24 protein-coding genes are annotated in these 24906 nt (G+C 53.3%); 6 read left to right on the forward strand and 18 right to left on the reverse strand.

Features of this window, described 5'->3' with window-relative positions; genetic code table 11:
• Positions 1-15: 15 nt before the first annotated feature.
• Genes cas2 through cas4a form a run of 3 tightly spaced genes read left to right on the forward strand, consistent with a single transcriptional unit; the run spans position 16 to position 1892 of the window.
• Positions 16-294 carry a CRISPR-associated endonuclease Cas2 gene (cas2, locus tag IPI63_RS11480; RefSeq protein WP_292478529.1) on the forward strand — a complete coding sequence of 93 codons (279 nt, stop codon included), beginning with the start codon at positions 16-18 and terminating at the stop codon, positions 292-294.
• 7 nt (positions 295-301) lie between these two features.
• Positions 302-913: a CRISPR-associated protein Cas4 gene (gene cas4 / locus IPI63_RS11485; protein ID WP_292478531.1), complete on the forward strand. Its 612-nt coding sequence runs from the start codon at positions 302-304 to the stop codon at positions 911-913.
• Between the two features lie 31 nt (positions 914-944).
• Complete coding sequence (gene cas4a / locus IPI63_RS11490) at positions 945-1892, forward strand: type I-A CRISPR-associated protein Cas4/Csa1 (protein ID WP_292478532.1); 948 nt, start codon at positions 945-947, stop codon at positions 1890-1892.
• Between the two features lie 224 nt (positions 1893-2116).
• Here the strand turns inward: cas4a and IPI63_RS11495 are convergent, their stop codons facing one another.
• The 9 genes from IPI63_RS11495 to IPI63_RS11535 all read right to left on the reverse strand — a co-directional run bounded on the left by IPI63_RS11495 (position 2117) and on the right by IPI63_RS11535 (position 11141).
• Positions 2117-3223, reverse strand: coding sequence for a class I SAM-dependent methyltransferase family protein (locus IPI63_RS11495; protein WP_292478534.1), 1107 nt, complete (start codon positions 3221-3223; stop codon positions 2117-2119).
• A 20-nt stretch (positions 3224-3243) separates the two neighbouring features.
• Entirely contained in the window at positions 3244-3822 is a 579-nt protein-coding gene (locus tag IPI63_RS11500) for an FmdE family protein (RefSeq protein ID WP_292478536.1), read from the reverse strand.
• Positions 3823-3835: 13 nt separating this feature from the next.
• On the reverse strand, positions 3836-5548 hold the full coding sequence (locus IPI63_RS11505; protein WP_292478538.1) for an ABC transporter ATP-binding protein: 1713 nt from the start codon (positions 5546-5548) through the stop codon (positions 3836-3838).
• On the reverse strand, positions 5542-6564 hold the full coding sequence (locus tag IPI63_RS11510) for an ABC transporter permease (RefSeq protein ID WP_292478540.1): 1023 nt from the start codon (positions 6562-6564) through the stop codon (positions 5542-5544). The genes IPI63_RS11505 and IPI63_RS11510 overlap by 7 nt, the downstream gene beginning before the upstream one ends.
• Complete coding sequence (locus tag IPI63_RS11515; protein WP_292478541.1) at positions 6554-7540, reverse strand: ABC transporter permease; 987 nt, start codon at positions 7538-7540, stop codon at positions 6554-6556. The genes IPI63_RS11510 and IPI63_RS11515 overlap by 11 nt, the downstream gene beginning before the upstream one ends.
• Before the next feature lie 73 nt (positions 7541-7613).
• Positions 7614-8045 carry a tRNA (N6-threonylcarbamoyladenosine(37)-N6)-methyltransferase TrmO gene (gene tsaA / locus IPI63_RS11520; RefSeq protein WP_292478543.1) on the reverse strand — a complete coding sequence of 144 codons (432 nt, stop codon included), beginning with the start codon at positions 8043-8045 and terminating at the stop codon, positions 7614-7616.
• A gap of 200 nt (positions 8046-8245) precedes the next feature.
• Complete coding sequence (locus IPI63_RS11525; RefSeq protein ID WP_292478545.1) at positions 8246-9829, reverse strand: ABC transporter substrate-binding protein; 1584 nt, start codon at positions 9827-9829, stop codon at positions 8246-8248.
• A gap of 157 nt (positions 9830-9986) precedes the next feature.
• Positions 9987-10760 carry a hypothetical protein gene (locus IPI63_RS11530; protein WP_292478547.1) on the reverse strand — a complete coding sequence of 258 codons (774 nt, stop codon included), beginning with the start codon at positions 10758-10760 and terminating at the stop codon, positions 9987-9989.
• 213 nt (positions 10761-10973) lie between these two features.
• Positions 10974-11141 (reverse strand): hypothetical protein, encoded by a 168-nt coding sequence (locus tag IPI63_RS11535; RefSeq protein ID WP_214065416.1) that lies wholly within the window; start codon positions 11139-11141, stop codon positions 10974-10976.
• 465 nt (positions 11142-11606) lie between these two features.
• Between IPI63_RS11535 and IPI63_RS11540 the strand changes: the two genes are divergently transcribed.
• Both IPI63_RS11540 and IPI63_RS11545 read left to right on the forward strand, forming a co-directional pair.
• On the forward strand, positions 11607-12140 hold the full coding sequence (locus IPI63_RS11540; RefSeq protein ID WP_292478549.1) for a heterodisulfide reductase: 534 nt from the start codon (positions 11607-11609) through the stop codon (positions 12138-12140).
• A gap of 1 nt (position 12141) precedes the next feature.
• The gene (locus tag IPI63_RS11545; protein WP_214065418.1) at positions 12142-13512 is read left to right on the forward strand and encodes a (Fe-S)-binding protein; all 1371 of its coding nucleotides are present in this window, start codon (positions 12142-12144) and stop codon (positions 13510-13512) included.
• 55 nt (positions 13513-13567) lie between these two features.
• Here the strand turns inward: IPI63_RS11545 and cofE are convergent, their stop codons facing one another.
• From cofE to IPI63_RS11570, 5 genes are all read right to left on the reverse strand, one after another.
• On the reverse strand, positions 13568-14722 hold the full coding sequence (cofE, locus tag IPI63_RS11550; protein ID WP_292478551.1) for a coenzyme F420-0:L-glutamate ligase: 1155 nt from the start codon (positions 14720-14722) through the stop codon (positions 13568-13570).
• A 4-nt stretch (positions 14723-14726) separates the two neighbouring features.
• Positions 14727-15932 carry a dihydropteroate synthase gene (gene folP / locus IPI63_RS11555; protein WP_292478552.1) on the reverse strand — a complete coding sequence of 402 codons (1206 nt, stop codon included), beginning with the start codon at positions 15930-15932 and terminating at the stop codon, positions 14727-14729.
• A 152-nt stretch (positions 15933-16084) separates the two neighbouring features.
• Positions 16085-16870, reverse strand: a complete 786-nt coding sequence (locus tag IPI63_RS11560) for an ABC transporter permease (protein WP_292478554.1) — start codon at positions 16868-16870, stop codon at positions 16085-16087.
• Positions 16854-17834, reverse strand: a complete 981-nt coding sequence (locus tag IPI63_RS11565; RefSeq protein ID WP_292478556.1) for an ABC transporter ATP-binding protein — start codon at positions 17832-17834, stop codon at positions 16854-16856. Before IPI63_RS11565 ends, IPI63_RS11560 begins: the two co-directional genes overlap by 17 nt.
• Positions 17835-17873: 39 nt before the next feature.
• Complete coding sequence (locus tag IPI63_RS11570; RefSeq protein ID WP_292478557.1) at positions 17874-18872, reverse strand: hypothetical protein; 999 nt, start codon at positions 18870-18872, stop codon at positions 17874-17876.
• Between the two features lie 473 nt (positions 18873-19345).
• On the opposite strand from IPI63_RS11570, the gene IPI63_RS11575 reads away from it, so the two are divergent.
• The gene (locus IPI63_RS11575) at positions 19346-20440 is read left to right on the forward strand and encodes a hypothetical protein (RefSeq protein WP_292478559.1); all 1095 of its coding nucleotides are present in this window, start codon (positions 19346-19348) and stop codon (positions 20438-20440) included.
• A 272-nt stretch (positions 20441-20712) separates the two neighbouring features.
• On the opposite strand, the gene IPI63_RS11580 is transcribed toward IPI63_RS11575, so the two are convergent.
• The 4 genes from IPI63_RS11580 to IPI63_RS11595 form a co-directional block, all read right to left on the reverse strand.
• Complete coding sequence (locus IPI63_RS11580; protein WP_292478662.1) at positions 20713-21519, reverse strand: metal ABC transporter permease; 807 nt, start codon at positions 21517-21519, stop codon at positions 20713-20715.
• A complete protein-coding gene (locus IPI63_RS11585) occupies positions 21519-22280 on the reverse strand; it encodes a metal ABC transporter ATP-binding protein (protein ID WP_214066348.1) in 762 nt (253 codons plus the stop codon). Before IPI63_RS11585 ends, IPI63_RS11580 begins: the two co-directional genes overlap by 1 nt.
• A complete protein-coding gene (locus IPI63_RS11590) occupies positions 22277-23203 on the reverse strand; it encodes a metal ABC transporter solute-binding protein, Zn/Mn family (protein ID WP_292478561.1) in 927 nt (308 codons plus the stop codon). Before IPI63_RS11590 ends, IPI63_RS11585 begins: the two co-directional genes overlap by 4 nt.
• Before the next feature lie 362 nt (positions 23204-23565).
• Positions 23566-24483 carry a hypothetical protein gene (locus IPI63_RS11595; RefSeq protein WP_292478562.1) on the reverse strand — a complete coding sequence of 306 codons (918 nt, stop codon included), beginning with the start codon at positions 24481-24483 and terminating at the stop codon, positions 23566-23568.
• Positions 24484-24906 lie beyond the last annotated feature (423 nt).

The raw sequence follows: 24906 nt of genomic DNA on the forward strand, positions 1-24906 counted from the left end.
TCTCGGAGGGAGCGGGTGGACACCATAATCATCTACGATATCAGTGAGAACAGCCTGAGGACCCGTGTGGCCAAGGTGCTGCTGGACTACGGCTGCATCCGCATCCAGAAGAGCGCCTTCTGGGGCGTTCTGAATCACAACACCCAAGATAAGCTCCGCCTGCGCCTGGAGAGGATGATGCAGGGAAAAGAGGGAAACATCCAGTTCTATCCGATGTGCAGAAAATGCTTCTCCCTGAAAGAGAGCATCGGCGAGATCTATGAGGTTAAGGAGGAGGACGTCTCCGTCTTCTAGATGAGAGATGATCACAGTAAGCGATGTCAAGCAGTACCTTTACTGCCCAAAGATAATCTACTTCGACCACATCCTTCACATTACCAAGCCTGCTGATGAGAAGCTGAAAACAGGTAAGGATAAGCATGATTCAATCACCGCCAGGGAGAAACGGCGCAAGGGGGCGATCTTCTATGATCCGGAGCTGGACGGTGCAGAGAAGATGTTCCGGGTGGAACTGGAGAGCAGTACCCTCGGATTAAGGGGAGTTTTAGACTACCTGGTGAGAACTGATCGAGAGTTCATACCTGTGGACTACAAGTTTGGCCACTCTCATAAAGGAAGCGTCCAGCTAAACCACAAGTATCAGCTCGCTGCTTATGCTCTCCTGGTGGAGGAGAGCTTCAAGACTGTAGTCCGGCGGGGTTTCATCCATTACAGCAGGGATCCTATCAATGTGCGGATTGACTTAGATGACGAGATCCGCAGGCGCACTCTGAAGGTCATCAGGGAGATAGCTCAGATAATCGAGGATGAGATTGAGCCCGCGGGAACGAGGAATTCTTCCCGATGCATAGATTGCGAATATAGAAAGTATTGCATCGGACACATCTCGCCCAGACCAAATCCGGAGAAATAATAAATTGATCTAGTATATTATTGGAGGGCATATGTATTTCTTTTCCGAAGAAGAGCGGAAATATCTCTTAAAAAAGCTCATCCCGAGCTCTCGGGAGAGTGGAATAGCAGAGGAACTCCGGGGCTGGAACTGGCATTGCTCTGAGCTATCGCCGCCACATGATATACTCCTGCCTGTCTGGGAGATCTCGGACAGATACTGCGAGACCGGTCGGGACACCTATCTGAGGCATGTGCAGAAGGTCAGCGTCCCGGCGAGTGAGGAGATGGTGGCAGGACGCATCTATCATCAGGCCATGGCTGAGCTTTATCCCACTGCCAAGAGGCTCATCTATAAGGAAGGCATGAATATCTGTGCTCAGCTTTCCGATATCCTGATGGGGCGCCTCGATGATGCCTTAGTCGAGGCTGCAGAACAGCTCTCACAGGCAAAATGCTCTTCATATGAAAATATCGGCAAGAGCGTCAGCGATAACCTGAGAAAGCTCTGGTCATTCGAGGTGAGCAGAATTGTCTCCTCCATCTTTTCTTACCTCTCCAAGTACAAGTATCTGAGCGATGATTCTCTGATCAATCACGCTCTGCCTTTTGTGGTGGAGCATAAGCTGGATGGCAAGTATCTGGGCCTGAGCCGTAACCTCTCTGCTGATGCCATAAATATGGGCGGGATGCTGATATGCGACCTCAAGACCGGGCAGCAGAGAGATTTTCACCGCCTTTCTGCCACCGGCTATGCTCTGGTCTATGAGAGCCTTTATGAGGTTCCCATCAACATCGGCTGCACAGTCTATCTGAGCTTCCCCAAAAATCATCCGACTCCCCATATCGAGAGGGATTTCTTCATCATCAGCGATGAGGTCCGTCAGTGGTTCATTGAGGAAAGGGACAGCAAACAAGACCTTATATTTTATGAGCGCGATCCTGGAAGGTGCCCAAATCCAGGAAGCTGCAGGTACAGAGAATTCTGCTTTCAGCAATAGACAAAGCCGATGTGGCTCTCGGATCGGGCAATAAGTAATAAGTCAGCCTGCTCTACTGTTGGCCCTGGCAGTTATGGGTGAAACCCGAGGGCCGCTGCCCATCTCGCCTTTGTGCCTTCAAAAAAAAGAATCATGCTGTTTTGTGGTGAAACCGGAATGCTTGAGCCTCATCACAATGACACCAGGCACAAAGGGAGATTCTCGCAGAAAAGGACCAAAGAATATTAATCCGGATATACAGACTTACACACCCGGAAGTCTATCACCACATTATGCATGTGCGGGGCATAGCTTCTCACCATATTGCAGTAGAGCACCTCCGCTCTTGCTCCCTGCCTCTCCGCCGCCTCCCTGATCAGCAATTCATCCCGGCGAAGATCCTCCTCCGGCGCGATGCAGTAGTAATGGACTGTTCCACCATCCTTCGCCGCCCCAATGGCCGTAGGAAGGAAGAGGGATGCACTATGGGGAAGGTTCATGATCACATGGTCGGCAGCATTCTGGTATTGCAGTGCAATCTCATTTGCATCCCCTTCCAAGATATCGATGTTCTCGATCTTATTCAGGCGGGCATTCTCCTGCAGATATCTGATGGCGACGGGATTCTTGTCCACAGCCACCACCCACCGGCACCTTCTGGCCAGGAGCAGGGCAAAGGGCCCCACCCCGGCGAACATATCCAGCACCATATCGTCCGGCCCGACCAGCCCTGCTACTCTCAACCTCTCCGTTCCCAGGCGGGGGGTGAAGTAGGCCCCCTCCAGGTCGATCCGGTAGCGCATCCCGTGCTCCTTATGGATGGTGGTGGTCCTCTCCTCTCCTGCCACATGCCTGAAGCGGCGGGTGCGATACTCCCCCTCCACATCAGAGAGCGGGGCAATCACCGTCTTGATGCTCTTGTTGCAGGCCATGATGGCCTGAGCCACCCTCTCCCCCTCCGCCTCTGCCCTCTCATGCCCTGCATCCTCTCCTGTATCCTCTCCTCCATCCTCTCCCCCATCCTCTCCTCCATCCTCTCTTGCATCCTCTCCCCCACCCCCTATCAGGGCTATATCGCCCACGATCTCAAAGCTGGGCCGGAAGCCCAGAATATCCTCCGGCTTGAGGATGGGCTCTTCGCTCTCGAAATTCAGCCTGATGATCTCAAAGTCCGCAATCTCTCTCAGCCTCGAGATGGAGGGGCTGGATGCCTCCAGAATGGGCAGATAGACAGAGGATCCGTCCGAGATTATCTTCCGGCTGCGATCAAAGGCCCCCGCCTCCACCAAAGCCCGCCTGAATCGCTCGCCGTGCTCCCGCCCAACCCTTATTCCCGGGGATTCGCCTGCCATCAGAGTGAGCAATTGATCTCTTATCTTGTTATCTTCTCGAAGCAGTCCAGGCATACCACCTTTCCATTGACCGTCCGGCCGCAGACCTCCATGAACCCCTCATGGCAGATCTGACACTGCAGAGAGGGATGAATCTGCGCCTTTCTGGGAGGCGGAATCTGCACTGTGCTCACTGTGAGCAGCTCCTCGTCCGGTGATTTTATGATCCTCTCTATCTCCTGGGCCCTCATGCTCTCAAACTCTCTTTTCTCCTCCGGGGAGAGCTCCCCTTTGAAGTACCGCTCTCTGATCCCATCCATGCCATCGGACAGATCCCCCCTGAAGTAAATTCTCATCGCCCGGCCATCATCTCTGGAGAAGAAGGTGAAGACCTGCTTTCCGTGATCCTTGAAGATCAGATTTCCCTTGCCTGCAGTACACCCTAAAATCTCCTGCACAGCATCAACACTGCAGGATCTGTTCTCAGCTATGCACACCAGCTCCTCATCCTCTGACCGGGGATAGTGCTCACGAATGTACTTTGCCACTCTATAGCCTATGGCCAGTCCCGGACATAGATGCCCGTGGAACTCAACTGCCTGCTTCAAGTCGTCGTCCATAACTCCTCTATATTCATATCTTGATCTCGATCCTCGATCTGGCCGGGGCCAGCTCCAGTGAGCCTCCTCCTTCTCCGGGATCGAGCCTCTCGCTGGCGCTCTCTATCAGAGTCTGGGTGTAGGGATGACTAGCACTGATGAGGATCTCATCTGTAGCCCCTTCCTCCACAATCCTCCCCTTCAGCAGCACCACAATGCGGTCGCTCACCTTCCTGGCCACGGCAATATCATGGGTGACCAGCAGAATGCCAAGCCCCATCCTCTCCTGCAGATTCAAGAGGAGCTTGAGGATCTTGGCCTGGACGCTCGGATCGAGGGCCGAGGTGGGCTCATCTGCAATCAGGAGCTTGGGCCTGAGGGCCAGGGCCCTGGCTATTGCCACCCTCTGCACCTCTCCCCCGCTGAGCTGATGGGGATACTTGGCCAGGAATCTATCGTTTACTGGAAGCTCCGCCTGCCTCAAGACCTGCTTTGCCCTGGCCACCCTCTCCTCCGGGCTCCCCCTCTGCATCACATTCAAGGGCTCGAGGACAGCATCCAGAACAGTCATCCTGTGGCTCACAGACTCCTTGGGATTCTGAAATATCATCTGCACCCGGCTGTAGAAGGAAGCATCCCTCTTCCCCACCCTCTCTCCCTCCAGGAAGATCTCACCTGATCCCTCCTGACAGAGGCCCATGATGGCCTTGGAGAGGGTGGTCTTTCCCGAGCCGCTCTCCCCCACCACAGCCAGAGTCTCTCCCTCATACAGAGTGAGATCCACCCCGGATAGAGCAGGGTAGCTGCCAAAGGAGACGCTGAGCTCTCTGACCTCGAGCAGGGGCACAATCCCTCCCCGGTGGCAGGCGACAAGCCTTCCTCTCACCTCTTCCAGCAGCGGCACCTCGGTCTTGCAGATCTCTATGCGCTGAGTGCAGCGATCATGAAATGGACAGCCTGCCAGTCCATGTCTCATCATTCCCGGAATGCCCTGCAGATCTTTGGCCCGGCAAATGGCAGGATAGGAGCGCACAAGGCCGCGGGTGTAGGGGTGAGCGGGACTTCCCAGGATCTGGGAGGTATCTCCGACCTCCATTATCCTGCCGGCATATAGCACCGCCAGACGGTTGGCAAGCCTTTGCGCCAGCGAGATATCATGGGTGATCAGAAGGGCCATCCTTCCATGCAGAGCCGACTGCAATAAGTGGATGATATCCATCTTGGTCATGGCATCCAGGGATGCTGTGGGCTCGTCCAGTATGATGAGATCGGGATCATTGGCCAGGGCCATGGCGATGCACACCCTCTGCTTCTCCCCCCCGCTCAACTGGTGAGGGTATGACTCTGCCTTCTCTGCACCCAGCCCCACTGCCAGGAGCAGACGCCTCATCTCTTCTGCAGAGGAGGCCTTCCGATGAATGGATATAGCCTCTATGATCTGATCTCCCGCCCTTTGCACCGGATCCAGAGCGTCCTCGATATTCTGGAAGACCATGGCCATCTCCCCCCCGCGCAACCGGCGAAGCTCATCCTCATTGAGCTGGAGGAGATCCCTGCCGTTCAGCAGCACCTCTCCCTTGACCGTCCCCGAAGAGAGCAGGCCCATAATGGAGAGGCCAAGGGTGCTCTTGCCCGCCCCGGACTCGCCGATGATGGCCAGGCAATCACCCTTATCGATATCCAGATCTATTCCCCTGAGGATCTCCGTCCTCCCTACAGAGACCTCAAGGCCTCTGATGCTCAGCATCGTTCGGCCTCCATAAGGGCAGCATTCTCATTCTCATGTGCTTCGATCTCATACTGCTCCATCTCATACAGCCCGATCTCGTCCTCCTGATCCAGGATATCATTCTGATCAACCCCACGCTCATGATCGTACCCCTGCTCACGATCGCATCCATGCTCATGATCGTACCCCTGCTCATGCTCATGCCTGCACAGCCTGGGGTCCACCGCCGCCTCAAGGCCTACGCCCAGGAAGCTGAGGCTCACCAGGGTGAGGGATAAGAGAATGCCAGTCGGTAGCAGCCACCACTTCCATACATCGAGATAGGTGAATGCCAGCGCCTGATGCATCATCTTACCCCAACTGATGATCTGGGGATCAGATACCCCGAGAAATGCCAGCCCCGCCTCCATGAAGACAGCTCTCCTGGCATCCTGGATCATCATGGAGGCGATGATGGGGGAGATGTCGGGAACGATATGATTTTTGAGTATGTGCCTTTGGTCTGCTCCAAAGGTGCGGGCGGCATAGATATGCATTCGTTCCTTGAGGGTGAGGACCTGGGAGCGGACTATTCTCGCCCCCCCCGGCCAGGAGAAGACAGATATCAGCAGGATCAATAATGGCAGGCTTGGCCTGAAGTAGGCAGCAATCAGAATCATCACTATGATGGTGGGAAGGGAGATCATCACATCCACTGCTCTCATCCAGAAGCGCTCATAAAGCCCTCCTACTAAAGCGGAGGAGGCTCCAATGAGGACGCTCAGGGAGGAGGCGATCAGGGCCACAGATACAGCCACCAGGAGAGAGGTTCTCGCCCCGAAGAGCAGTCTCGCCCATATATCCTGCCCCATGGAGTCGGTGCCAAAAAAATGATCCATCGAGGGGGGATTGAATATCCTGCCGGTGTACTCAGTGGGAGAGTAGGGGGAGAGCAGGGGGGCGAAGACGGCCATGAACAGGATGAGAGCCAGCACCAGGATTCCCAGGAGCGCCATCCTGTCATGCCTGATCTCATGGCGGATATCAATGTGCATATCTCACCCTCGGATCAAGCCTCTGATAGATACGGTCGACGAAAAGGTTGGCGGTGAGGACGGTGATCGTCACCAGCAGGAGTATCCCCTGGATGAGGGGGTAGTCTCGGGCATCCAGTGCAGTTCTGAGCATCAGCCCCAGCCCGGGATAAGAGAAGATGATCTCGATGAATAAGGCACCGGTGAATAGCTGGGGAATGCGCAGGCCGGTGGCAGTGGTCACAGGCAGCAGGGCGTTTCTTCCGGCATGGCAGTAGCGCAGACAGAAATCAGAGCAGCCCTTGGCCCGGGAGGTGAGCATGAAGCCCTCCTTCAGTATGGTGACGACTGTGTTTCTGGTGAGAAGATAGATGCCGCCCAGATCCACCAAGACCAGCGCCGCCAGGGGGAGGGCAAGATGTCTGGCGATATCCATGAGCAATCCCAGACCTTCCAGGCCGGAGTAGGGGGTAATGGCGCCAGACAGGGGAAATAGGTTCAGGCTCACCCCGAATATGAGGAGCAGGACGATTCCCAAGAAGAAGTCGGGAAGGCCGCCCAGAAGCATGAGCCCGGCAAGCAGCCACCGGTCTATTCGCTCCTTCCGGCGGTATCCGGACTCGATTCCCAAGATCACCCCTGCCACTGTGGCGATCAGCAGCGAGAGGCCGACCAGGAGGAGTGTCCAGGGCAAAGCCCCCATGATGACTGAGGAGACATCATCCTTATAGTAGTAAGAGAAGCCGAGGTTGCCGTGAAAGAGGGCGATGACATAGGCGATCAGCTGTTCGGACCAGGATTTGTCCAGGGCGAAGAGCTCAATCAGATGCGCCTCCATCTGAGGGGTCATGGCCACCAGGGCCTCTTCTCCGTAGATGGCCTGCAGAGGATCGCCGGGCATCATGCGGGGCAGGATGAAGTTGAGGGCAAATATCGTCAGCAGAGCTATCAGGTAGCTCAGAGTTCCTCCCCCTCTTTTAGATCCATTATTCTGCATCTCTCAGGGATCACTCCCGTCCGGCATTATTCCCCGCTGAAAAGCCATCGCCCTTCTGACCTATCCGCCCTGTTCAGTCTGCTTTTTTCTGCCAGCCAACTCGAGCATCGGCAATGGAGTCCATATCTGTGAAGTAGGGCTTGATGTCCAGGAGGACAGAGCCATCAAGGGCATCCATTCCCTTCACTGTGAGCCGGCTTCCCTCAACGCCCAGAAGCTGAACGATATCAATCGCAATTGGATTAGGCCTGTTGGGAGAGCGGGTGGCAAATACTCCATGCTCTCTGTCGCTGATCGGCGGGGTGGCAAGGAGCCTCTTTCTATCCCCCAGATGCAGCCAGAATAAGACGAAGAGGTGGGTGCACTGATCGACATCCTTTAAACCCTCCTCAAAATCAGGAAAAATCTCGATCTGGCATATCTCCTCGGAGAGACGGCCCTGGCGAGGGATATCCTCCCGTCTCTTATAAGGGGTATGGATCACTCCTATAGGAATGAGCTTCATGGGACTTATCTCTTCAGACATTTGAATCATCGTTCTTGTTTTTTATGTGAATGTTCCCTTGAAATTTACATTGATTGCGATCAACAAAATGAATTGGGCTATCATTTAAGACTTTCGAGGTGAAAATGAAGTCCGCAGCTCAGAGAAAAAAATATGCTGCGGCCTGCGCGCCGCAGTCTCCTCGCAATAGCCTCTCTGCACTAGACGAAGGCCATCTTATTGATGGCAATGGGCACTCCGCTTCCAACCCCGCCATAGGTGAAGTAGAAGCGCACCAGATCATTTGAGGCCCAATAGCTATTGGTATAGTAGAGGGGCAGGGCAGGAAGATCCTCAGCGATCAGCTCCTGAGCAGAGTCGACCAGATCCTCCCTCTTGGCCGGATCCATCTCTGCCAGCTGCTCATTCAGGACATCATTCAGCTTCGGGTCCTGATCGTACCGGGCGCTGTTGAAGCTGTTCATATCCAGCACCACCTTGTTCAGGACAGCCGGATCGGCGCCCAGACCGCCATGTCCGCTCAGGGCAAGATCATACTTCCACTCCATGACCAGGCTATCCAGGGTCTTGGAGTCGACGCTGCGCAGATTGATCCTGATGCCGGCATCATCTAGATGCTTTCTGATCAGCTCGCCCTGGCGCTCTGTATCTGCAGTTACCAGAAGCTCTATCCCATCCGGATAACCCTCGATGGCATACTGGCCCTTTTCATCCCTGGCATATCCCATCTCCTCTAGGAGTTCGCCTGCTGTTGCCGGCTGATAGGGATACTGCTCCTGGCCCGGATTGTACCACTCATTATCCGAGGCGTAAAGGCCAGCGCTCCCTTCCAGGCCAAAGCCTCTCAGGCCGGTCTGGACCAGGTCCTCTCGATCGATGGCATAGTAAAGGGCCTGCCTGAATTTGACATCGGAGAACGGCTCCTTCCTGTGGTTTACCATTATCTTGGCCAGCCAATCGTGATGGCCCTCGATTACAGTGAAGCCCTCATCCCTGAGCTTATCCACCATCTCCCCGGGAACAGAGGCTGCATCCACATCTCCCTTCTCCAGGCTCGCCGATGCCATCTCCTGGCTCACTTTAACAAACCTTATCTCCTTTGTCCGGGGGGAGCCCTGATAGTAATCCTCATTCGCCTCATAAAGGTAGCTGCCTTGAGCCTTATCATAGCTCTTCAGCTTGTAGGGGCCAGTTCCGGTTAGGGCTTCGGAATCGGTGAAGCTGGCCGGATCGCTTACCCCCTCATAGACATGCCTGGGAAGGATGGGCAATGTTCCAGCCACCTGATCCAGGAAGGGGGCATACTCCCGGGTTAGAATGATCTTGACTGTCTGCTCATCTATGACCTCTGCTGACTTTATGATCCTCGAATCAACCCACTGATAGGGGTGATCGCTGAAATAGCCGATTGTGAAGGCCACATCCTGGGCGCTGAACGGCTCCTTGTCGTTCCATGTCACCCCCTCGCGAAGATGGAAGAGGTAGGCTGTCTCATCCGGCAGATACTCCCAGCTTGTGGCCAGGGCGGGGACAAATCCCTTCTCATCCTTCCAGATGAGGGTATCGAAGATCAGGCTCATGCGGATATAGCCTGGTCCGCGGGAGTAGTGGCCGAAGGGCGAGGGATAGCCCCAATCTCCAGTGGAGTCGGCTATGGTGATAGGCTGAACTATCTCATCATCTGCCCCTTGAGCTGTGCCCAATACGAGCAGCACCAGGGCTAAAGCAGCCAGGATAAAGGTGGCGGGCTGCCTGCTGCAAAGGGTTTTGATGGTCGAATTCATAAGTCGTGCTAATTTCATTTAGATTTCTCCTATGATAAGATAGTATATTCATCATCCATAAGAGTTTTTCTAAAATCTCAGATATTTAAAGATAAATCGTATTTCAATCAAAGCTTATTTTAAAAAATATAGTTGAAGATGCTCGCCGAAGGCCTTCTCAACTCTTCTTTGCCACAGGCAGCACTTCGCTGAGGGATTGAATGGTATTGGTAACTGATGTGTTGGCGAAATTTCTAGCCCCCTGAATTGCGGACCCTATCGTCTCCAAGTTCTCCTCGATCTCTGCGGAAAGGCGCAAGATCTCCCCATAAGTCTCATCGGTCTTATTCAGGAACGCCGACGCCTGGGCGGCACTGGCTGCAGATGCTTTCGCCTCGGACTCTGCCTTCTTCTGCATGGACTGAATGCTCAGCTCCTTCTCATTTATCTTCTCCAATAGCTCCTTTGAATTATTGATCTCCGCCAGCACAGATCTGCTCTTATCGATCTCCTCCAGCAGCTTCCTGGTCTCGCTGTAGATCATCATCGTCTCATTGCGCAAGAGCATTGCCTCTTCTCTTGCCGCTACGGCTTCGTCTCTTGCTGCTATTGCTTCATCTTTGGCCGCTACTGCCTCTGCCAGTATGATCTTGGCCTGATTGACCATCAAGCTGCTGCTCAAGGCCATGGTCTGAGGCTTCTTGGGAGAGACATAGCCGGGAGATGAGAAGCTGTAGTTCAAGCTGGTCAGCCTCTTCGCTGAGCTGAGGTTTACGGGAGATGAGAAGCTGTAGTTCAAGCTGGTCAGCCTCTTCGCTGAGCTGAGGTTTATGACCTGCTCTCCCAGTCCGCTGCCCAGATGGACAGGCTCTCGATGAAAGAGCTCAGCTCCTGCGGATTGCCAGACCATCGCGAGAAGCACCAGGATCGATACCACTGTTTTAAGATTCATATCAGGATTCACCCATTTCACATAGGGTTTTTTCTAGTACATAAATATTTTTATTATTTGCATGTAATTAATAATTTTCCCTTTACATATATGGGCGAATCCTGATAGCTATCGCAAAAAAGTGGTTGGAATTGGCCTTTTCGCAAAGAGTCATTGAGGTTATTTCTGAGCCTTAACAGACTAATTAATAAATTATCATCCATCACTATCTATTTAAGTTATCCGACTGGGTAGACCCTGGTCCTTGCAGGTCGATTGAGATTGGATGGCGGCCAGGCTATTGAAGGCAAAGCAGCCCTGCAGCTCTCTCTTCTGGACCAGCAGCCACTGCGCGAGAGATGCATATCTGTCCGCTCTGGAATGGATGGGCTTATTTGGCATTCGGCCTCACTTGTCACTGCTGATTTCAAAGTTTTCTGAAGCTGGAGGGTGGAGAAAGAGGCGATCCTCATCTCATACATATAAGGATGCCACATTCTTACTTCAGATAGGTATATTCTTCAATCCCGGATAGGATTTCAGCCTACGGCTAGGGAATTATTTAAGTATTAGTTCTCAGGTAAATGGGTCACAAATGATGGTCGTAACGCATCGATATAGCGATAAATACCATGAGGAGGATTTGAGATGGCATTCTACACGTTGGGCCTTACCTTTGAAATTATGATACTCCTGACAGTCACTGTTCTTGCTGTTTGGGCATATGGTATATATTTTAACTTTAAGAGATGGGGCCTCGGATCCACTGGCTACCACGACCCGTTGCGCAGAAGCTTCTGGCTATTCCTTGCTACCTGGATTCATGAGGCATTTAAGGACGGTATTTGGGTATTTTTAAGGACAGTAGTGCTTGATGTTCTTCTTCTCAGAAGGACTCTTGCCAGGAGCCCGGTGCGCTGGGTCATGCATATGTCCATGTTCTATGGATTCCTGGTTCTGGCGGCACTCTCCGGTATCAGCCTTCTGCTCGATATTGTGGAGCACTATAATCTGGCCGGATATGGCCATGAGGCAGTGATGGCCAAGGATATGATGGCACTGCCTTTCGATATATTCGGATATCTACTCTTAATCGGTGCCACCATTGCCATATCCAGGAGGATCCTGATCAAGTTCGTGCGGGATAACACCACAGCATACGATGCCCTCTTGATCGGCTCTGTCTTCTTGATTACCGTCACTGGATTTTATGCTGAATGGATGCGCGGCAACTCTTTCCTGGTCGGGGATATGTTCGAGTATTCCATCTACGCGCCCCACTTCGCACTGATCCACACCCTGCTTGCCCTTGGTCTCTTCGCCTTCATTCTGCCCTGGAGCAAGTATATCCATGTGATTGCCACACCAATGACCCTGATCGCCAACCGTGGAGGAGAGTAAAATGGCAGATAACAGAGAATCAAAGCCTTTGATGACGGGCTATATGATGTCCACCCAGCTCTTGGAGGTAGATGGCTGTAACCGTTGCCAGGAGTGTATGAAGTGGTGCCCCACCTTTGCTGTGAGACCGGACCGCCCGGGCATCACCCCTATGTATAAGAATGCCCGCTGGAGAGAGCTATTGGCCAAGAACCACAGCCTGCGGGCGAAGATCTTCGGCGGCAAGCCGCTCAACGATGATGAGATGAAGCTCTTCACCGATGATACATACAACTGCACCACCTGTGGCGTCTGTGGAACGGTCTGCGAGGCGGGGATCAGGACTGTGGATCTGTGGGAGGCAATGAGGCCCAACCTGGTGGACAGAGGAGATGGCCCGGTGGGAAAGCAGTCCTTCTTCCCCAAGCTGGTCAAAGCCGACAGAAATCCCTATCAAGCCAAGCAAGATGACCGCCTGTGCTGGGTTCCCAAGGATGCCAAGGTCGACCAGTCCGGCGAGATAGTGTACTTCGCAGGCTGCACTGCTGAGTTCAGGCAGCAGGCCCTGGCTGTGGCCACAGTGAGGATCTTGAACAATCTGAATGTGGACTTTGCGATGCTGGGCAAGGATGAATGGTGCTGCGCCTCCGCCATGGTGAGAACAGGCCAAAGAGAGGTGATGGCCGAGCATGCTGTGCATAATGTCGATGCCCTGAAGGATGCAGGAGCGAAGACCGTCCTATTTGCCTGCGCTGGCTGCATCAGGAACTCCACAGTTGACTGGCCCAGGTGGTATGAGGGCTACATCCCCTACAAGAGCACGCCCCTCTCAGTCTTCCTGAGGGAGAAGCTGAGAAAGGGGGAGGTGAAGTATAAGATTCCCCTGAACTACACTGTAACCTATCACGATCCCTGTCATAACGGCAGGCATCTGATGCACGAGATCGGAAGGGATTGGGCCTATGAAGCATCCAGGGATTGCTTGCAGTCCATACCCGGATTGAAGCTGGTTGAGATGGTACGCAACCGGGAGCTGCAGAGATGCTGCGGTGCAGGAGGCGGGGTCAAAGCAGGCATTCCCGATCTGGCACTGGATATGGCCAAGGCCAGAGTCGTCGATGGGGAGCAGGTAAATGCCGATATCATCGCATCCACCTGTCCCTTCTGCAGAAGGAACATCATGGACGGCAGGACTGATGCCAAGTCCAGTATAAAGGTCCTGGACGTGGTTGAGCTGATGGCAGCATCCATGGGGCTGGACATGACCATCCCTGAGAACCCCTACACCAAGTACCAGGAGCAGGATATCCTGGTCTGCGGACCGGAGAAATGCGAGGTTGATACCCTGGAGCGGCAGGCCCCAGGCAAGGATCTGGTGGGCGAGGCTCACTGAAGAATATCAGGATGCCGGAGCTCCCGGACATCCCTTTATTATTTTTAAAATAATCTTACTTGAAGCACCGACCGGTAAAGGCCTGAGGAAGAAGGTCGCTGGTGGAAGCTGTCAGTGCGTCCCCTTTGCAGTTGGCCATTATCACCAGTATATCCTCACCGAACTCTATCAGGCTCTGCCTGCAGATGCCGCAGGGTGATACAGGCTCGCAGCCATCTCCAACAATTGCCACTGCCTCGAATTCCCTCTCTCCTGAGGCTATGGCCTTGGCCATCGCTGCCCTCTCTGCGCAGATGCCCGCCCCGGTGGAGGCATTCTCTATGTTTCCTGCTGAATAGATGTTTCCGCTCTTGGTGAGGAGGGCAGCGCCCACCCGGAAGGAGGAGTATGGAGCGTAGGCTCTGGCCATGGCTTGGCCGGCGCATTCAATCAGCCTGTCATACCCTCCAGAATAAGGCCGGGGGCCGATGCCCAGAGCGCCGATGTACATGCATTCTGCTGGAGGGATGGTGGGAATCTCCCCGCCCGCCTCATTGATGGGCACGCCGGAATCCCTTATTATCGCTGCTGGAATCCCCTCATCCCCCTCTCCCATCACAATCTGAGCCGCTGAGACCAGGTTATCAGCTATGGCCTTGCGGGTGATCTTGAGCTCTCTGCCGAAGAGGTCCTTCTGCCCGCGGGCGTCCTCCACCGCCTCCAGCCCGGAGCAGGCCAGGGCCACACCAACGCAGCCCAGCCGCAGAGGATGAGTTCTGCTGTCTCCGATTATCACCCCAATCCTCTTCCCTTTCCCCATCCTCTCCCTGATGGCCGTGGCAGATCCCTTGGGGTCAGCAGGAAAGAGGACCACATGCCCCGGCGGTGCATTGGAGCTGTCTATTCCGGCATTGGGAAATAGGAATCCCTTGTTCAGGGTCAGGACCACCCCCGGAATCCCTCCCACGATCTCATCCGACTCCCTGAGGATCAGCTCCATCTCTCGGGGGTCTTTCTCATACCGGCTGGCCAGGGATCTGGCTAAGTCTCCGGGCTTGATCTCTTCCAGATTGACCACCCTTCCCTCAGAGGTGGCGACGATGCTCTCCGAGATCACCAGTATATCCCCATCCTGCAGGACCTGAGCAGACCTATTCATCGCTCGGGTCAAAAATTCCACCAGGTCGTCCCCTGGCCTTACCAGATCCGTTTTAATACCTAAAACCTGCAATAGATCACCTGTAACGTTCTGGGCTGTCTATCAGCTCTAAAGATTCCTTTATGATGGCGGCCAGTTGGCTCAGCCGGAAGGGCTGCCTCTTCAGGTTTCTGATCAGGCTTGATATTTGAGCATGAGTGCCGAGGATTAAAATCTCTTGCGGCCGCTCATCACAGCGCAAAGCCAGCTTGGGGATGGCGGCATCTCCTCCCCGGGCGAGCATCTCCTGCTTGATTATCAGGGCCTCCATGCTGCTCAAGCCCCGCACCATCAGGAGCCGAAAGGAGCCCTTCCGGGATAAGAGCTGGTATGCGCCCTGCTCCACCTCCATCCTCTTCAGATGCTCTGCCAGGTCCATGCCCTGGCCAAGATAGCCCAAAACCTCGACCTCTAAATCTCCACTGGAGGCCTCTGCCGGGCGGCCGCGGATGGCTGTGGCCATGGCGATAGCCTCCCGGCTGGCGGATATATCATGTGTGCGCACAATATGGGCTCCCTGGTATACTGCCACAGCCGTCGCGGCCAGGCTTCCAGCGAGCCTCTCTCCCGGATCTGGTATCTTGAGGCTCTCTCCGATGAAGTTCTTGCGGGATAAGGCGGCCATCACCGGCCGTCCGATGATACGCAGCCGATCAAAGCCATCCAGAATGGCCAGATCCTGAGCGGCCGTCCTCTCGGGCATCCACTTGCCGATTCCAGGATCGATTGAGATCTTATCAAGATCAACTCCCGCCCTTGTCGCCTCCCTCACCCTCTCTCCCAGGTGGGGGATGATCTGACTCAGAGCAGGCAGGTCTCCTGGCCTTTGATCAGAGGCCATGATGATCAGAGAGCCATCATATTCTGCCACTTTAGAGGCCATATCGGGATCGTGCAGGCCAGATACATCGTTGATGCAGGCAGCGCCACAGGCCAGGGCCTTCTCTGCTATCTTTGCCCTCTGGGTATCAGCAGAGATGACGACATCCAGATTGTCAGCGATCTCCTTCAGGGAGGGAAAGAGCCTCTCCCTTTCCCTCTCTTCGCTTATGGGGGGAGAGCCAGGGGCAGTGGAGACCGCGCCCAGGTCGATGATTTCTGCTCCCTCCTCCTGCAGGCGCCTGGCTGCTGCCAGAGCCTCATTCGGGCTGACCACTGAGCCCTTGTAGAACGACTCCTGGCTCAGGTTGATGACCCCCATCAGCCGCACAGGCTCAAGATCTCCAACCTTTATCCAACCCATCAAGCCTTCAATCACTTTCAACACCACTAGCACTATACACAGTCGATACACATCCGATGGCTATCTGATCCACATCCGGTGGCTATCCGATGCACATCCGACGGCTATCCGATGCACATCTGATGGATATCCGATGGATCTGTCCGGATCTCCTATTCTGAGAGCCGGAGCAGAATTCCTGTTCTCCTCGCCCGGTTGATGGCCCGGTCGAAGAGGATGAGCCCCAGCAGCAGATATAAAGCGGCCAGGGATAGGCCAACAATGAGATGATGAGGTCCGGGGATAAATACTGACCTGTAATACTCCAGGAAATAGGTCAGGGGGATGGCTCTGGATACCGACTGCAGGAAGGCAGGGAGGACATCCACTGGATAGTATATGCCACTGAAGAGGAGGATAAGGCCGCTCAGGCTCCAGGCAGCGACATCAGCCTTCTGGCCGAAGATGAGGATGGATATGCAGACCACAATTCCTATGATCGCAGCCATGGCAAAGACCCCGATCAGGAATATAAGAGGCGGGATGAGGCCGCCTGTCTGGAACTTGAATCCAAAGAGATAGAAGCTGACTGATGCCAGGATGGCAAATACCACTGATCCTCTCATGATGCCGAAGAGCAGTGATCCGAAGATCAGATGCCAACTGTGCACCGGAGCGATGAATGTGTTCTTGATGCTCTTGGACCACATATCAAAGAGGAGGACATAGGCCACATCCATCTGCGCTACCTGGTGAATGGTGAGGGCAATGGAGCCCACCAGGAGGAAGGAGACCATTGATTCGTCCACCATCAGGAATCGAGTGAGCAGGCCTATGGATAGCAGACTGACCAGGGGCCAGAAGAAGATCTCAAAGAGGGTGAAGGCATTTCTTTTGGTGATCACCCAGTTCTTGTAGGCAGAGGCCAGATACCGGTTCAGCTCACCTTGCCAGTTCAATGAAAACATCCTCCAGATCAGGCTCATCTACATCGATATCCAGAATTTTAGCATCTTGAAAGCTTTTCAAGATCCTGTCCAGGCAGTCCTCCTTCCTCTCGATCAAGATATCAACCCTTCTCTCCAATCCCTCACCTGCCCGCTCATCCATCTGTCCACCTATTATCCAGTGACTGCCATTGACCCCGATGACCCCCTCAAATCTCCTGATGGCTTCAAGGTCAACCTGGCCCCTATACCTTATCCTCACCCTCTGCCCCAGGCCAAGGTGGTTCTTCAGATTCTGCGGGGTATCCATGGCTGCTACCTCGCCCCCTCTCAGAAAGGCTATCCGGTCGCAGAGCTCTTCCGCCTCGGGCATGTAGTGAGTGGACAGTATAACTGATATCTGCTCCTCCTCATGGATCCTCTTGATCAGTTTGCGGGTCTTGGCTGACATATGCGGATCCAGGCCGGTGGTCGGCTCGTCCAAAAAGAGGAGACGGGGGTGGTTTAGCATGGCCTTGGCCAGGGAGAGGCGTTGCTTTAATCCTGTGGAGAGGTTCTCGAACTTCACATCCCTGTACTCGCCCAGCTCAAAGGCATCGATCTGGTCATCCACCATCCGGGTGAGGGCAGAGCCATAAAGGCCGTAGAGCATCCCATAATGGACCAGGTTCTCTCTTATCGTCAGGCTCCAGGGGAAGTTGGGCTTGGCAGTACAGATATTGATTATCTTTCGAATCTCTCCTCGATCCCTTCTGGCGTTCAATCCCAGTATGGAAAGGCTTCCCTCCTCCGGGTAGATCAAGGTGGAGAGTATGGAGATGAGGGTGGTCTTCCCTGAGCCATTGGGGCCGAGCAGGCCGAAGATCTCTCCCTGTTCTACATCCAGGCTTATCCTTTTGAGGGCTATCTTGGTCGGGCCAAAAAGGCTCTTGTATCTCTTGCATACACCCTTAGCCTGGACCGACATCTCTCTCATCCTCCCAATCAATCCTCCTTATTCTCCACTCTGATGCCTCTATAGCCGCCTGATTTTTCTCTTCCGACCATAAAGAAGCTTCTGTCTGCCGGGAATGATAACAGCCGCGGCCAGAAGGATCAGAATGGCCAGAAGGGCCAGGGGGGCGATGAAGGGGAGGGCCCGGTGCAATGAGAGGCGGCCTGACCCCCTCAAGCTAATCTGGAAGGGGAGGACCAGATCCATCTCCTCCGAGCTCAGGCTCAGGCCGAGTTGATACCTATCCAGGCTGGCATTTCCATCCACCCCCACCCGGAAGCTGGTCAGGGCCATCTTCCCAGGCGCCAGGTCTCCCAGGGAACAGTCAGGCCCGATGGCATGAAAGGGGGGGGCGACCAGAAGGCGGGCTGAGCAGTTCGAGAGGCTCTCCACTCCAGTGTTCTCCACCACAATCAGCAAAGCCCCAGATCCTCCTGGATGAAGATCAGACTGCACTCCTGCAATGCGCAGGTCGCCTCCGTCCTCTGATATGTAAAGCCGCAGGTTCAGGCTCTGGTCTGCTGGCTGCAGGAGAGGAAAGGCCTGGCCATCGCTCACGCTCACATCCACCTGACGCACATACTCCACCCTCAGGGGGAGGTCATACCAGCCACTGGCCCTCTGATCGATGCTCAGATTGAACTGCAACTGCTCTGCCTCTCCTGCCGGGAGAGCGGCGATATACTGAGGGGCGGAGGTCACATTGATGGGACCTGCGGGCTCAAGAGCCGCCCTGATCTCCATGGCCCGGGAGCTGTTCATCTCCTCCTTGATCTCCATGAGGATATCATCGGCTGAGCCGCTGCTGCTCACCGGTATGAGCTCTTTGATCCCGCCCTGGTTGGCAAGGCTCACCTTGAGGATGCGATCTCCCGGTGCCAGGGCGGGATTCACAGCAGAGGCATTGAGCAGGACCTCGCCCGAGGACTTGTAATGATCATCGGCAAAAAGGATGATATCCCCTCCCTGGCTCCCTCCGAGCAGGATGAGCAGAATGCAGATGATCTTCAGTGGCGTCATCCTTTCTCGGATAGGTTTGCATCCTTAATTAAGTCTATCTGAAGGGCAGGCTGGAAGGGGAACAATTCCGCCATATGTCGTAAGATTTAACATCATCGCGCCCATACGAAATAATAGATGTAATAATGCCTGTTGGCTGCAGCGAGCACTATCATAAATCATTGATAAAAGCCTGGAAGACGAGAAATAAACAATGTGAAATATTGGTTAGATGAACAGATAAAGCCACGAAAACGCTAGCGTTTGAGATGAGCGAGCGGCTGGTAAGCGAGTGAATGATGAGCGATGATTATATAACAATATTCCCTGATCCCAGAACCACAGATTAAGAAGTGGACCATGTTAGCTGAACAGACCATTGGGGCAAGCGACATATGCCGTCATTCAAAAATGCATCCGAAATCGGTGAAGGCTTTAGGTGAAAATAAGGTTTCAGGAGGACTTTAAAAAAATAAATTATAAGTATTATATAAATGCTAATGGAGAAGGCAAAAATGGTTTCATTACAGCAATATTCACCAACAATGACCAAAGATTACAGCCGGATTTCAGATACGGCCCGGGCAATGAATGCTATGGTACTACCGCGAATGCTGTCTTACATACGGCGTATATCGCCGCAGATAGCTGCCATGAGTGCCGACGAGATGTTTGTGATCTCCGATTTCGGCGCTGCGGATGGTGCTAATTCGAGCAAACTATTTGAAGCAGTCATTCGCCGGATCCACGATGTGAATCCAATGTTGACCATCAAATTGGTCTACATCGATCTGGCGAATCCAGCCAACTTCGAGGCGTTCTGGGAGACCTCGACATTAGCGAAATTAAATAACGTGGAGGTCCAATATATCCAGCGATCTTTTTATGAACCCTTTCCTGAGATAGAAAATAAACTTCGGATCGGTTTTTCATCTACTGCTCTGCACTGGATGAATGCCAAAACGGTTGGAACTGACTATTTCCAGCATCCTCTTTGTATACAGCCCAACCAGTTGCCTGATCTAGAAAGAAGGAAATTTGCAGAAAAATGGATCGCGGATTGGCGATCGTTCTTGAAAAAATGCTCGACGTCTCTGGTTAAAGGTGGTGCTTTATTTTTTGCTAACCTTGCCAATCTGGGTGATGGCCGGTGGCCAGCGTCATCAGGATATAACAATCTTATGAAGATTTGCCAGGAGCTATTTGAAGAGAAGAAGCTTTCCGAAGCAGAGCTAAATTCCATTTTCATACCAAATTACTTTGCCACACCCCATGAAATGTCACGTTTGCTGAATGAAGACGATCTCAAGTGTTTCGCCGTCAATGCCTGTGATTCCTTGACAGTCCCGTGTGCTTATTTTACCAAGGCGCAGCACAAGCTGGACAACCCACAGGAACGGTCTAGGCTCGCCGCTACATTGGCTCATGTAACCAGAGCCTGGAGTGAATCTTCTATGCGGATCGGACTTAAAGCAGATAACAAAGAATTGATAGAAGATATTTATCAACGGTTACAGCAGAAATTTTATGAAAAACCCGAGGGCTTGTCATATCAATACTGCCTGCTTGAGCTGGTAAAACAGATCTGACGAGAACGATTGAAATTTGGCGACCTTACCATTCCCTGTACACCCCAGCATATGGCGACGAGTAATGGATGCTGCGGACCATACTATCTCCCGTCTCTTCCAGCGGGGGAGATCAAAAGTCAGCTTTTTCCGGTTCTTATTGAGCAGCGCCAAAGAGCTCATATAATCATGCTCGCAGTAGCCTTGCAGCTCCATCGTAGGTGTGAGACTACTCCACTTCATACCCCAGGTGGCTTTGCAGCTCCGCCTAGAGCCCATCGATTTTCGTCACTCTATCTCGAATACACTGTGCTCAGGAAGAAGAATGCTGCCGCAGTGAGGATTATAGTCGCACCTGATGGCACATCCAGCAGGTAGGATACCAAAAGGCCCACAGTCACGAATATCGCCCCCAGGACCACAGATCCGGCCATGATGGCGGGCAGCTCCTTGAGATGCTGCCGGCTTATGGCCCCAGGGATGGTGAGAAGGGCGATCACCATTATGATCCCCACGATCTTGATCAATACCACAACGCTGAAGGCCACCATGGCCATGAGCAGGAGCCTGAGGCTTTTTACCGGCAGGCCGATGGCCTCTCCGTAAACCGGATCAAAGCTCATTATCAGGAATTCCTTGTAAAGGATATAGGTCAGGAATAGTATGACCAGGGTGAGAGCGGATATCAGCAGAACATCATTCACAGTCACAGCCAGTATATTGCCGAACAGATAGCCATAAAGGTCTCTGGCATAACCCTCAGAGAGGGTGAGGAGCATGACCCCCAGGGCCATTCCCGTGGCCATGAAGACACCAATGGCAGTGTCCTCGGATACCCGCGCCCTCCCGCTCACCATTCCAATGCCGATAGCAGTCAGAATGGCCGAGCCCACACCGAATAGCAGGGGGTCGAAGCCCAGGAAGTAGCCCAGGCCTATGCCCCCAAAGGCAGCATGGGCTATGCCATCGCTGATGAAGACGATCTTATTTAAAATGACATAGATCCCGATTATGCCGCAGAGAACGGCGCTCGCCAGGCCGGCTGCCAGGGCCACTCTCATAAAATCATACTGGAAGATATCCAACTGCAGCTCAATCATCAATCATGCTTCCTCAAGACCCGGTGGGGCGTTCCATGAGCAATCAAATCCACTGGACAGCCGTAGGCCTTCTCTATATCCTCGCTTGTCAGTTCCTTTGATCCATGATAATAAAGCCTCTGGTTCAGACAGGCGATCTTGCCCACATATTTGGAGACGGCTGTGATATCATGAGAGACGAGGATTATTGCTATTCCCCGGTCCTGGTTGAGGTGGCAGAGAAGCTCATAAAACTCCGCCTGTTGGGCGGAATCAATACCCGCCGTGGGTTCGTCCAGGAGGAGCAGCTCCGGATCAGATACCAGAGAACGGGCCACAAATACCCTCTGCTGCTCCCCTCCGGAGAGGGCGCCGATCTCCCGCTCAGCCCGGTCCTCCATTCCCACCGCCTCCAGGGCACGGAGTGCTGCATCGCGATCAGCAGGGCCGTAGCGGCGGAAGAGGCCTGTCCGGCTGAACCGTCCCATCTGGGCCACCTCCAGCACCTTGACCGGAAAGCTCTGATCGAAGATGGTCTTCTGGGGCAGGTAGCCTATCATTCCCCGAGCAGCCTCTGGCTGCTGGCCGAAGATTCTGATCCTCCCTTTATCCGGCTTTATCAAGCCCAGCATCAGCTTGAGAAGGGTCGATTTTCCTCCCCCATTCGGGCCGATCAAGCCCAGATAATCAGCCCGGTTCAGCCTCAGATTTATGTCCTCCAGAATGACATGCTCACCCCGGAAGAGCCAGAGGTTCTCGATGGAGACGATTTCCGAGGTCATTTCAGGCTCTTAGAGATCTCCTCTCCCGTATGGCGCATATTCTGCAGGTAGTCCTCTGCTAAAGGATCAAGGACCACTATCCTCGCATTCATCTCTCTGGCTATCACCTCTGCCGATTTGGGATTGAACTGAGGATCAACGAAGATGACAGAGATATTGTTCTCTCTGGCCATATCGATCAGCCCTGCCAGGTACTTGGGACCGGGCTCCTTCTCCTCCTCCATTATCGGCACCTGGACCAGGCCGTAGTCCCGGGCGAAGTAGCTCCAGGCCGGGTGGTAGACGATGAACGTCCTGTTCTCTTTGGCGGCAAAGGTCTGCTTCAACTCCCTGTCCAGTGCTCTCATATCCTCTAAAAAGCTATCTTTATTCTGGCGGTAGTATTCAGCGTCCTTCCGGTCGAACTGGATCAGAGCATTGCATATGTTCTCCACCTGAATGGCTGCATTCTCCAGAGACATCCAGATGTGGGGATCGGTGTGCTTGCCATCCTCATTCAACAGCTCCACCCCTTGGGAGGAGTCGACAACCAGCATATCTTCATTGACCAAGAGAGCCTTTTCCATCCAGAACTCCAGACCTGCGCCGTTCATGATGTATATGTCAGCATCAGCGATCTCTTTCATCTGGGAGGGGGCGGGCTCATAGGCATGGGGTTCGGCCCCGGGCGGGACTATCACTGCTACTCTGACTCTGTCTTTTCCCACGGCGGAGATGAGGCCTGCCAGGGGGGCGATGGTGGTGGCGGCGGATATGATATCATTCTTCCTCTCATCTCCGGCGCCTTTGAGGCTCTCATCTGCTGTAAATCCAGTAGACTCTTCCTTCTCTGAGATGCATCCGGATAGGATGACAGCAGCGGGAATGATGGCAGTGGCCAGGATTATAATAAATAATGATGATTTTTTAAAATCGCTCAACATATTACTCCCTATTTGCTCTCTGTGCGTCAATCAGATGATCTAGATGATCTTGAAACGCTTTTGGAATCACAATTTTCTTATGTAATTCGCTTTAAATAAAGATATTGGCCAATGATAAGGTAGAAGGTAGAAGCTAGATATTCCAAAAGGTGAAGGATGCGGCTAATGAGCGAAGCTCGAGATAGGAAGATGAAGCGCAAACGCAAGCTGGACGAGTTGAAGGCAGAAAAAATATTGAGAGCATGCAAAAGGCCGGTGATCCGCAGAGTTTGCTGATAGATAGGGCAGCCGCCCTTTTTTCATTGTTGAACTCAATCTTTCTCATTCAGGGCAAAAAAGTGAGTGCAGCGGAAGGTGGCGGCCTAGATATGGGCCGTTGTTCCCTCTTCCACATAGATGGTCTTGGTGCTTCCCGGCTCGAAGAACATGATCTTGGGATAATTGGATTGACCATCATAGACCCTCACCAGATGGTTCTTGTTTCCGACGACCTTGAAGCTGAACCTTCCATCCAGGGCATCTCCTTCTGTTCCCTCAGTTCCAATGTAGACCCCATCCAGGAATACCTGATAGCCGCGCATTCCCTGAGATACTATTATGACTGTGGAATCCCCAGTGGTTGGCGCGGAGGGTGCAGTGGCGGAGGAGGGTTCTGGAGTGGTTATTGGGGCGGCAGCAGAGGAGGGGAGGGGGGCCGCGCTTGCATACTCAGGAGAATAGTATTCACTTGCAGCCGGTGATGTAGTTGGTGCTGCAGTGGGTGCTGTGGGCGGTATTGCTGGTGCTGCAGTGGATGCTGCGGGCGGTGTTGTTGGTGCTGCAGCGGGTGCTGCGGGCGGTGTCGCCGTCTGCATATCGGTGGGCCCTGCTGATATAGTGGTTGCAGCTGGCGGGGAGGGGGTATATGCCACTGCTCCTAATGGATAGACCCTTATCGAGGACTTGGTCTGAGCATATTCCAGCGTCTTGGCCCAGTCCTTGCTGTATACTTGCCATCCCGCTCCATAAATGGGTGTCCAGCCTGCGGCGGAGTAATAGTAGGAAGGATAGTATGTATATGCTGCATAGGGAAGGGAGTAAGCTGATCCTTCTGCAGTGTACAGAGAATAGGTGGGATAGGGATAATCCAGCCATCTCTTCAAGCCAAAGATGGAGGGATCATCGTAGGGACCATAAGAGCTCACATAACCTCCAACCAGCCAGTCCTGTCCTTCTGATAAGCCGATGATCAAGCATAAGCCCAGGGCTATCAGATATGATGAGGTTTTTCTATTTATCATATTATCTCACAGAGGAGCATCAGCCCTTATGGAATTTAATACTATCCATAACTTGTGTTAACTGATTATTTAATTTATTTGATATAATTCAGGGAGGATACTTTGCATATTGCTTCAGATTGGAAAATCTATTAAAAATACTGTCTGCTGGCTCTTCTTCAGTTGCTGACTCTCCTCTGTTTGTTGACTCTCCTCTGGTTGCTGGCTCAGCTCTCCAGAAAGCAAACTCAATGCCCCCCTGCAACCTTTGGTCCCTCTCAGCACGGATTTATGGGATTGCCCTGTCCTGTGCCATCTCCCCACCAGTTGTTTGCGGACCCCTTATCCTGGCTCTCCCCGCCTATACAGGCATATTTCCGAGCAGAAGCAAGCTATTGTGGATGGAAATTCGCGAAATAAAACCCTCTCCTGTCCCCTCCCATC

Origin of the sequence: Methanothrix sp. (assembly GCF_016706325.1) — an archaeon.
Classification (GTDB): domain Archaea; phylum Halobacteriota; class Methanosarcinia; order Methanotrichales; family Methanotrichaceae; genus Methanothrix.

Bases quoted from the DNA above. Each gene is read 5' to 3' on its own strand.
- IPI63_RS11495 (WP_292478534.1), bottom strand. From the start codon at position 3,223: ATGGCAGGCGAATCCCCGGGAATAAGGGTTGGGCGGGAGCACGGCGAG.
- IPI63_RS11580 (WP_292478662.1), bottom strand. From the start codon at position 21,519: ATGATTGAGCTGCAGTTGGATATCTTCCAGTATGATTTTATGAGAGTG.
- IPI63_RS11590 (WP_292478561.1), bottom strand. From the start codon at position 23,203: ATGTTGAGCGATTTTAAAAAATCATCATTATTTATTATAATCCTGGCC.
- IPI63_RS11530 (WP_292478547.1), bottom strand. From the start codon at position 10,760: ATGAATCTTAAAACAGTGGTATCGATCCTGGTGCTTCTCGCGATGGTC.
- IPI63_RS11505 (WP_292478538.1), bottom strand. From the start codon at position 5,548: ATGCTGAGCATCAGAGGCCTTGAGGTCTCTGTAGGGAGGACGGAGATC.
- tsaA (WP_292478543.1), bottom strand. From the start codon at position 8,045: ATGAAGCTCATTCCTATAGGAGTGATCCATACCCCTTATAAGAGACGG.
- IPI63_RS11575 (WP_292478559.1), top strand. From the start codon at position 19,346: ATGCTAATGGAGAAGGCAAAAATGGTTTCATTACAGCAATATTCACCA.
- IPI63_RS11510 (WP_292478540.1), bottom strand. From the start codon at position 6,564: ATGCACATTGATATCCGCCATGAGATCAGGCATGACAGGATGGCGCTC.
- IPI63_RS11500 (WP_292478536.1), bottom strand. From the start codon at position 3,822: ATGGACGACGACTTGAAGCAGGCAGTTGAGTTCCACGGGCATCTATGT.
- IPI63_RS11515 (WP_292478541.1), bottom strand. From the start codon at position 7,540: ATGCAGAATAATGGATCTAAAAGAGGGGGAGGAACTCTGAGCTACCTG.
- cas4a (WP_292478532.1), top strand. From the start codon at position 945: ATGTATTTCTTTTCCGAAGAAGAGCGGAAATATCTCTTAAAAAAGCTC.
- IPI63_RS11585 (WP_214066348.1), bottom strand. From the start codon at position 22,280: ATGACCTCGGAAATCGTCTCCATCGAGAACCTCTGGCTCTTCCGGGGT.
- IPI63_RS11595 (WP_292478562.1), bottom strand. From the start codon at position 24,483: ATGATAAATAGAAAAACCTCATCATATCTGATAGCCCTGGGCTTATGC.
- IPI63_RS11545 (WP_214065418.1), top strand. From the start codon at position 12,142: ATGGCAGATAACAGAGAATCAAAGCCTTTGATGACGGGCTATATGATG.
- cas4 (WP_292478531.1), top strand. From the start codon at position 302: ATGATCACAGTAAGCGATGTCAAGCAGTACCTTTACTGCCCAAAGATA.
- folP (WP_292478552.1), bottom strand. From the start codon at position 15,932: ATGGGTTGGATAAAGGTTGGAGATCTTGAGCCTGTGCGGCTGATGGGG.
- IPI63_RS11525 (WP_292478545.1), bottom strand. From the start codon at position 9,829: ATGAATTCGACCATCAAAACCCTTTGCAGCAGGCAGCCCGCCACCTTT.
- IPI63_RS11535 (WP_214065416.1), bottom strand. From the start codon at position 11,141: ATGCCAAATAAGCCCATCCATTCCAGAGCGGACAGATATGCATCTCTC.
- IPI63_RS11570 (WP_292478557.1), bottom strand. From the start codon at position 18,872: ATGACGCCACTGAAGATCATCTGCATTCTGCTCATCCTGCTCGGAGGG.
- IPI63_RS11565 (WP_292478556.1), bottom strand. From the start codon at position 17,834: ATGAGAGAGATGTCGGTCCAGGCTAAGGGTGTATGCAAGAGATACAAG.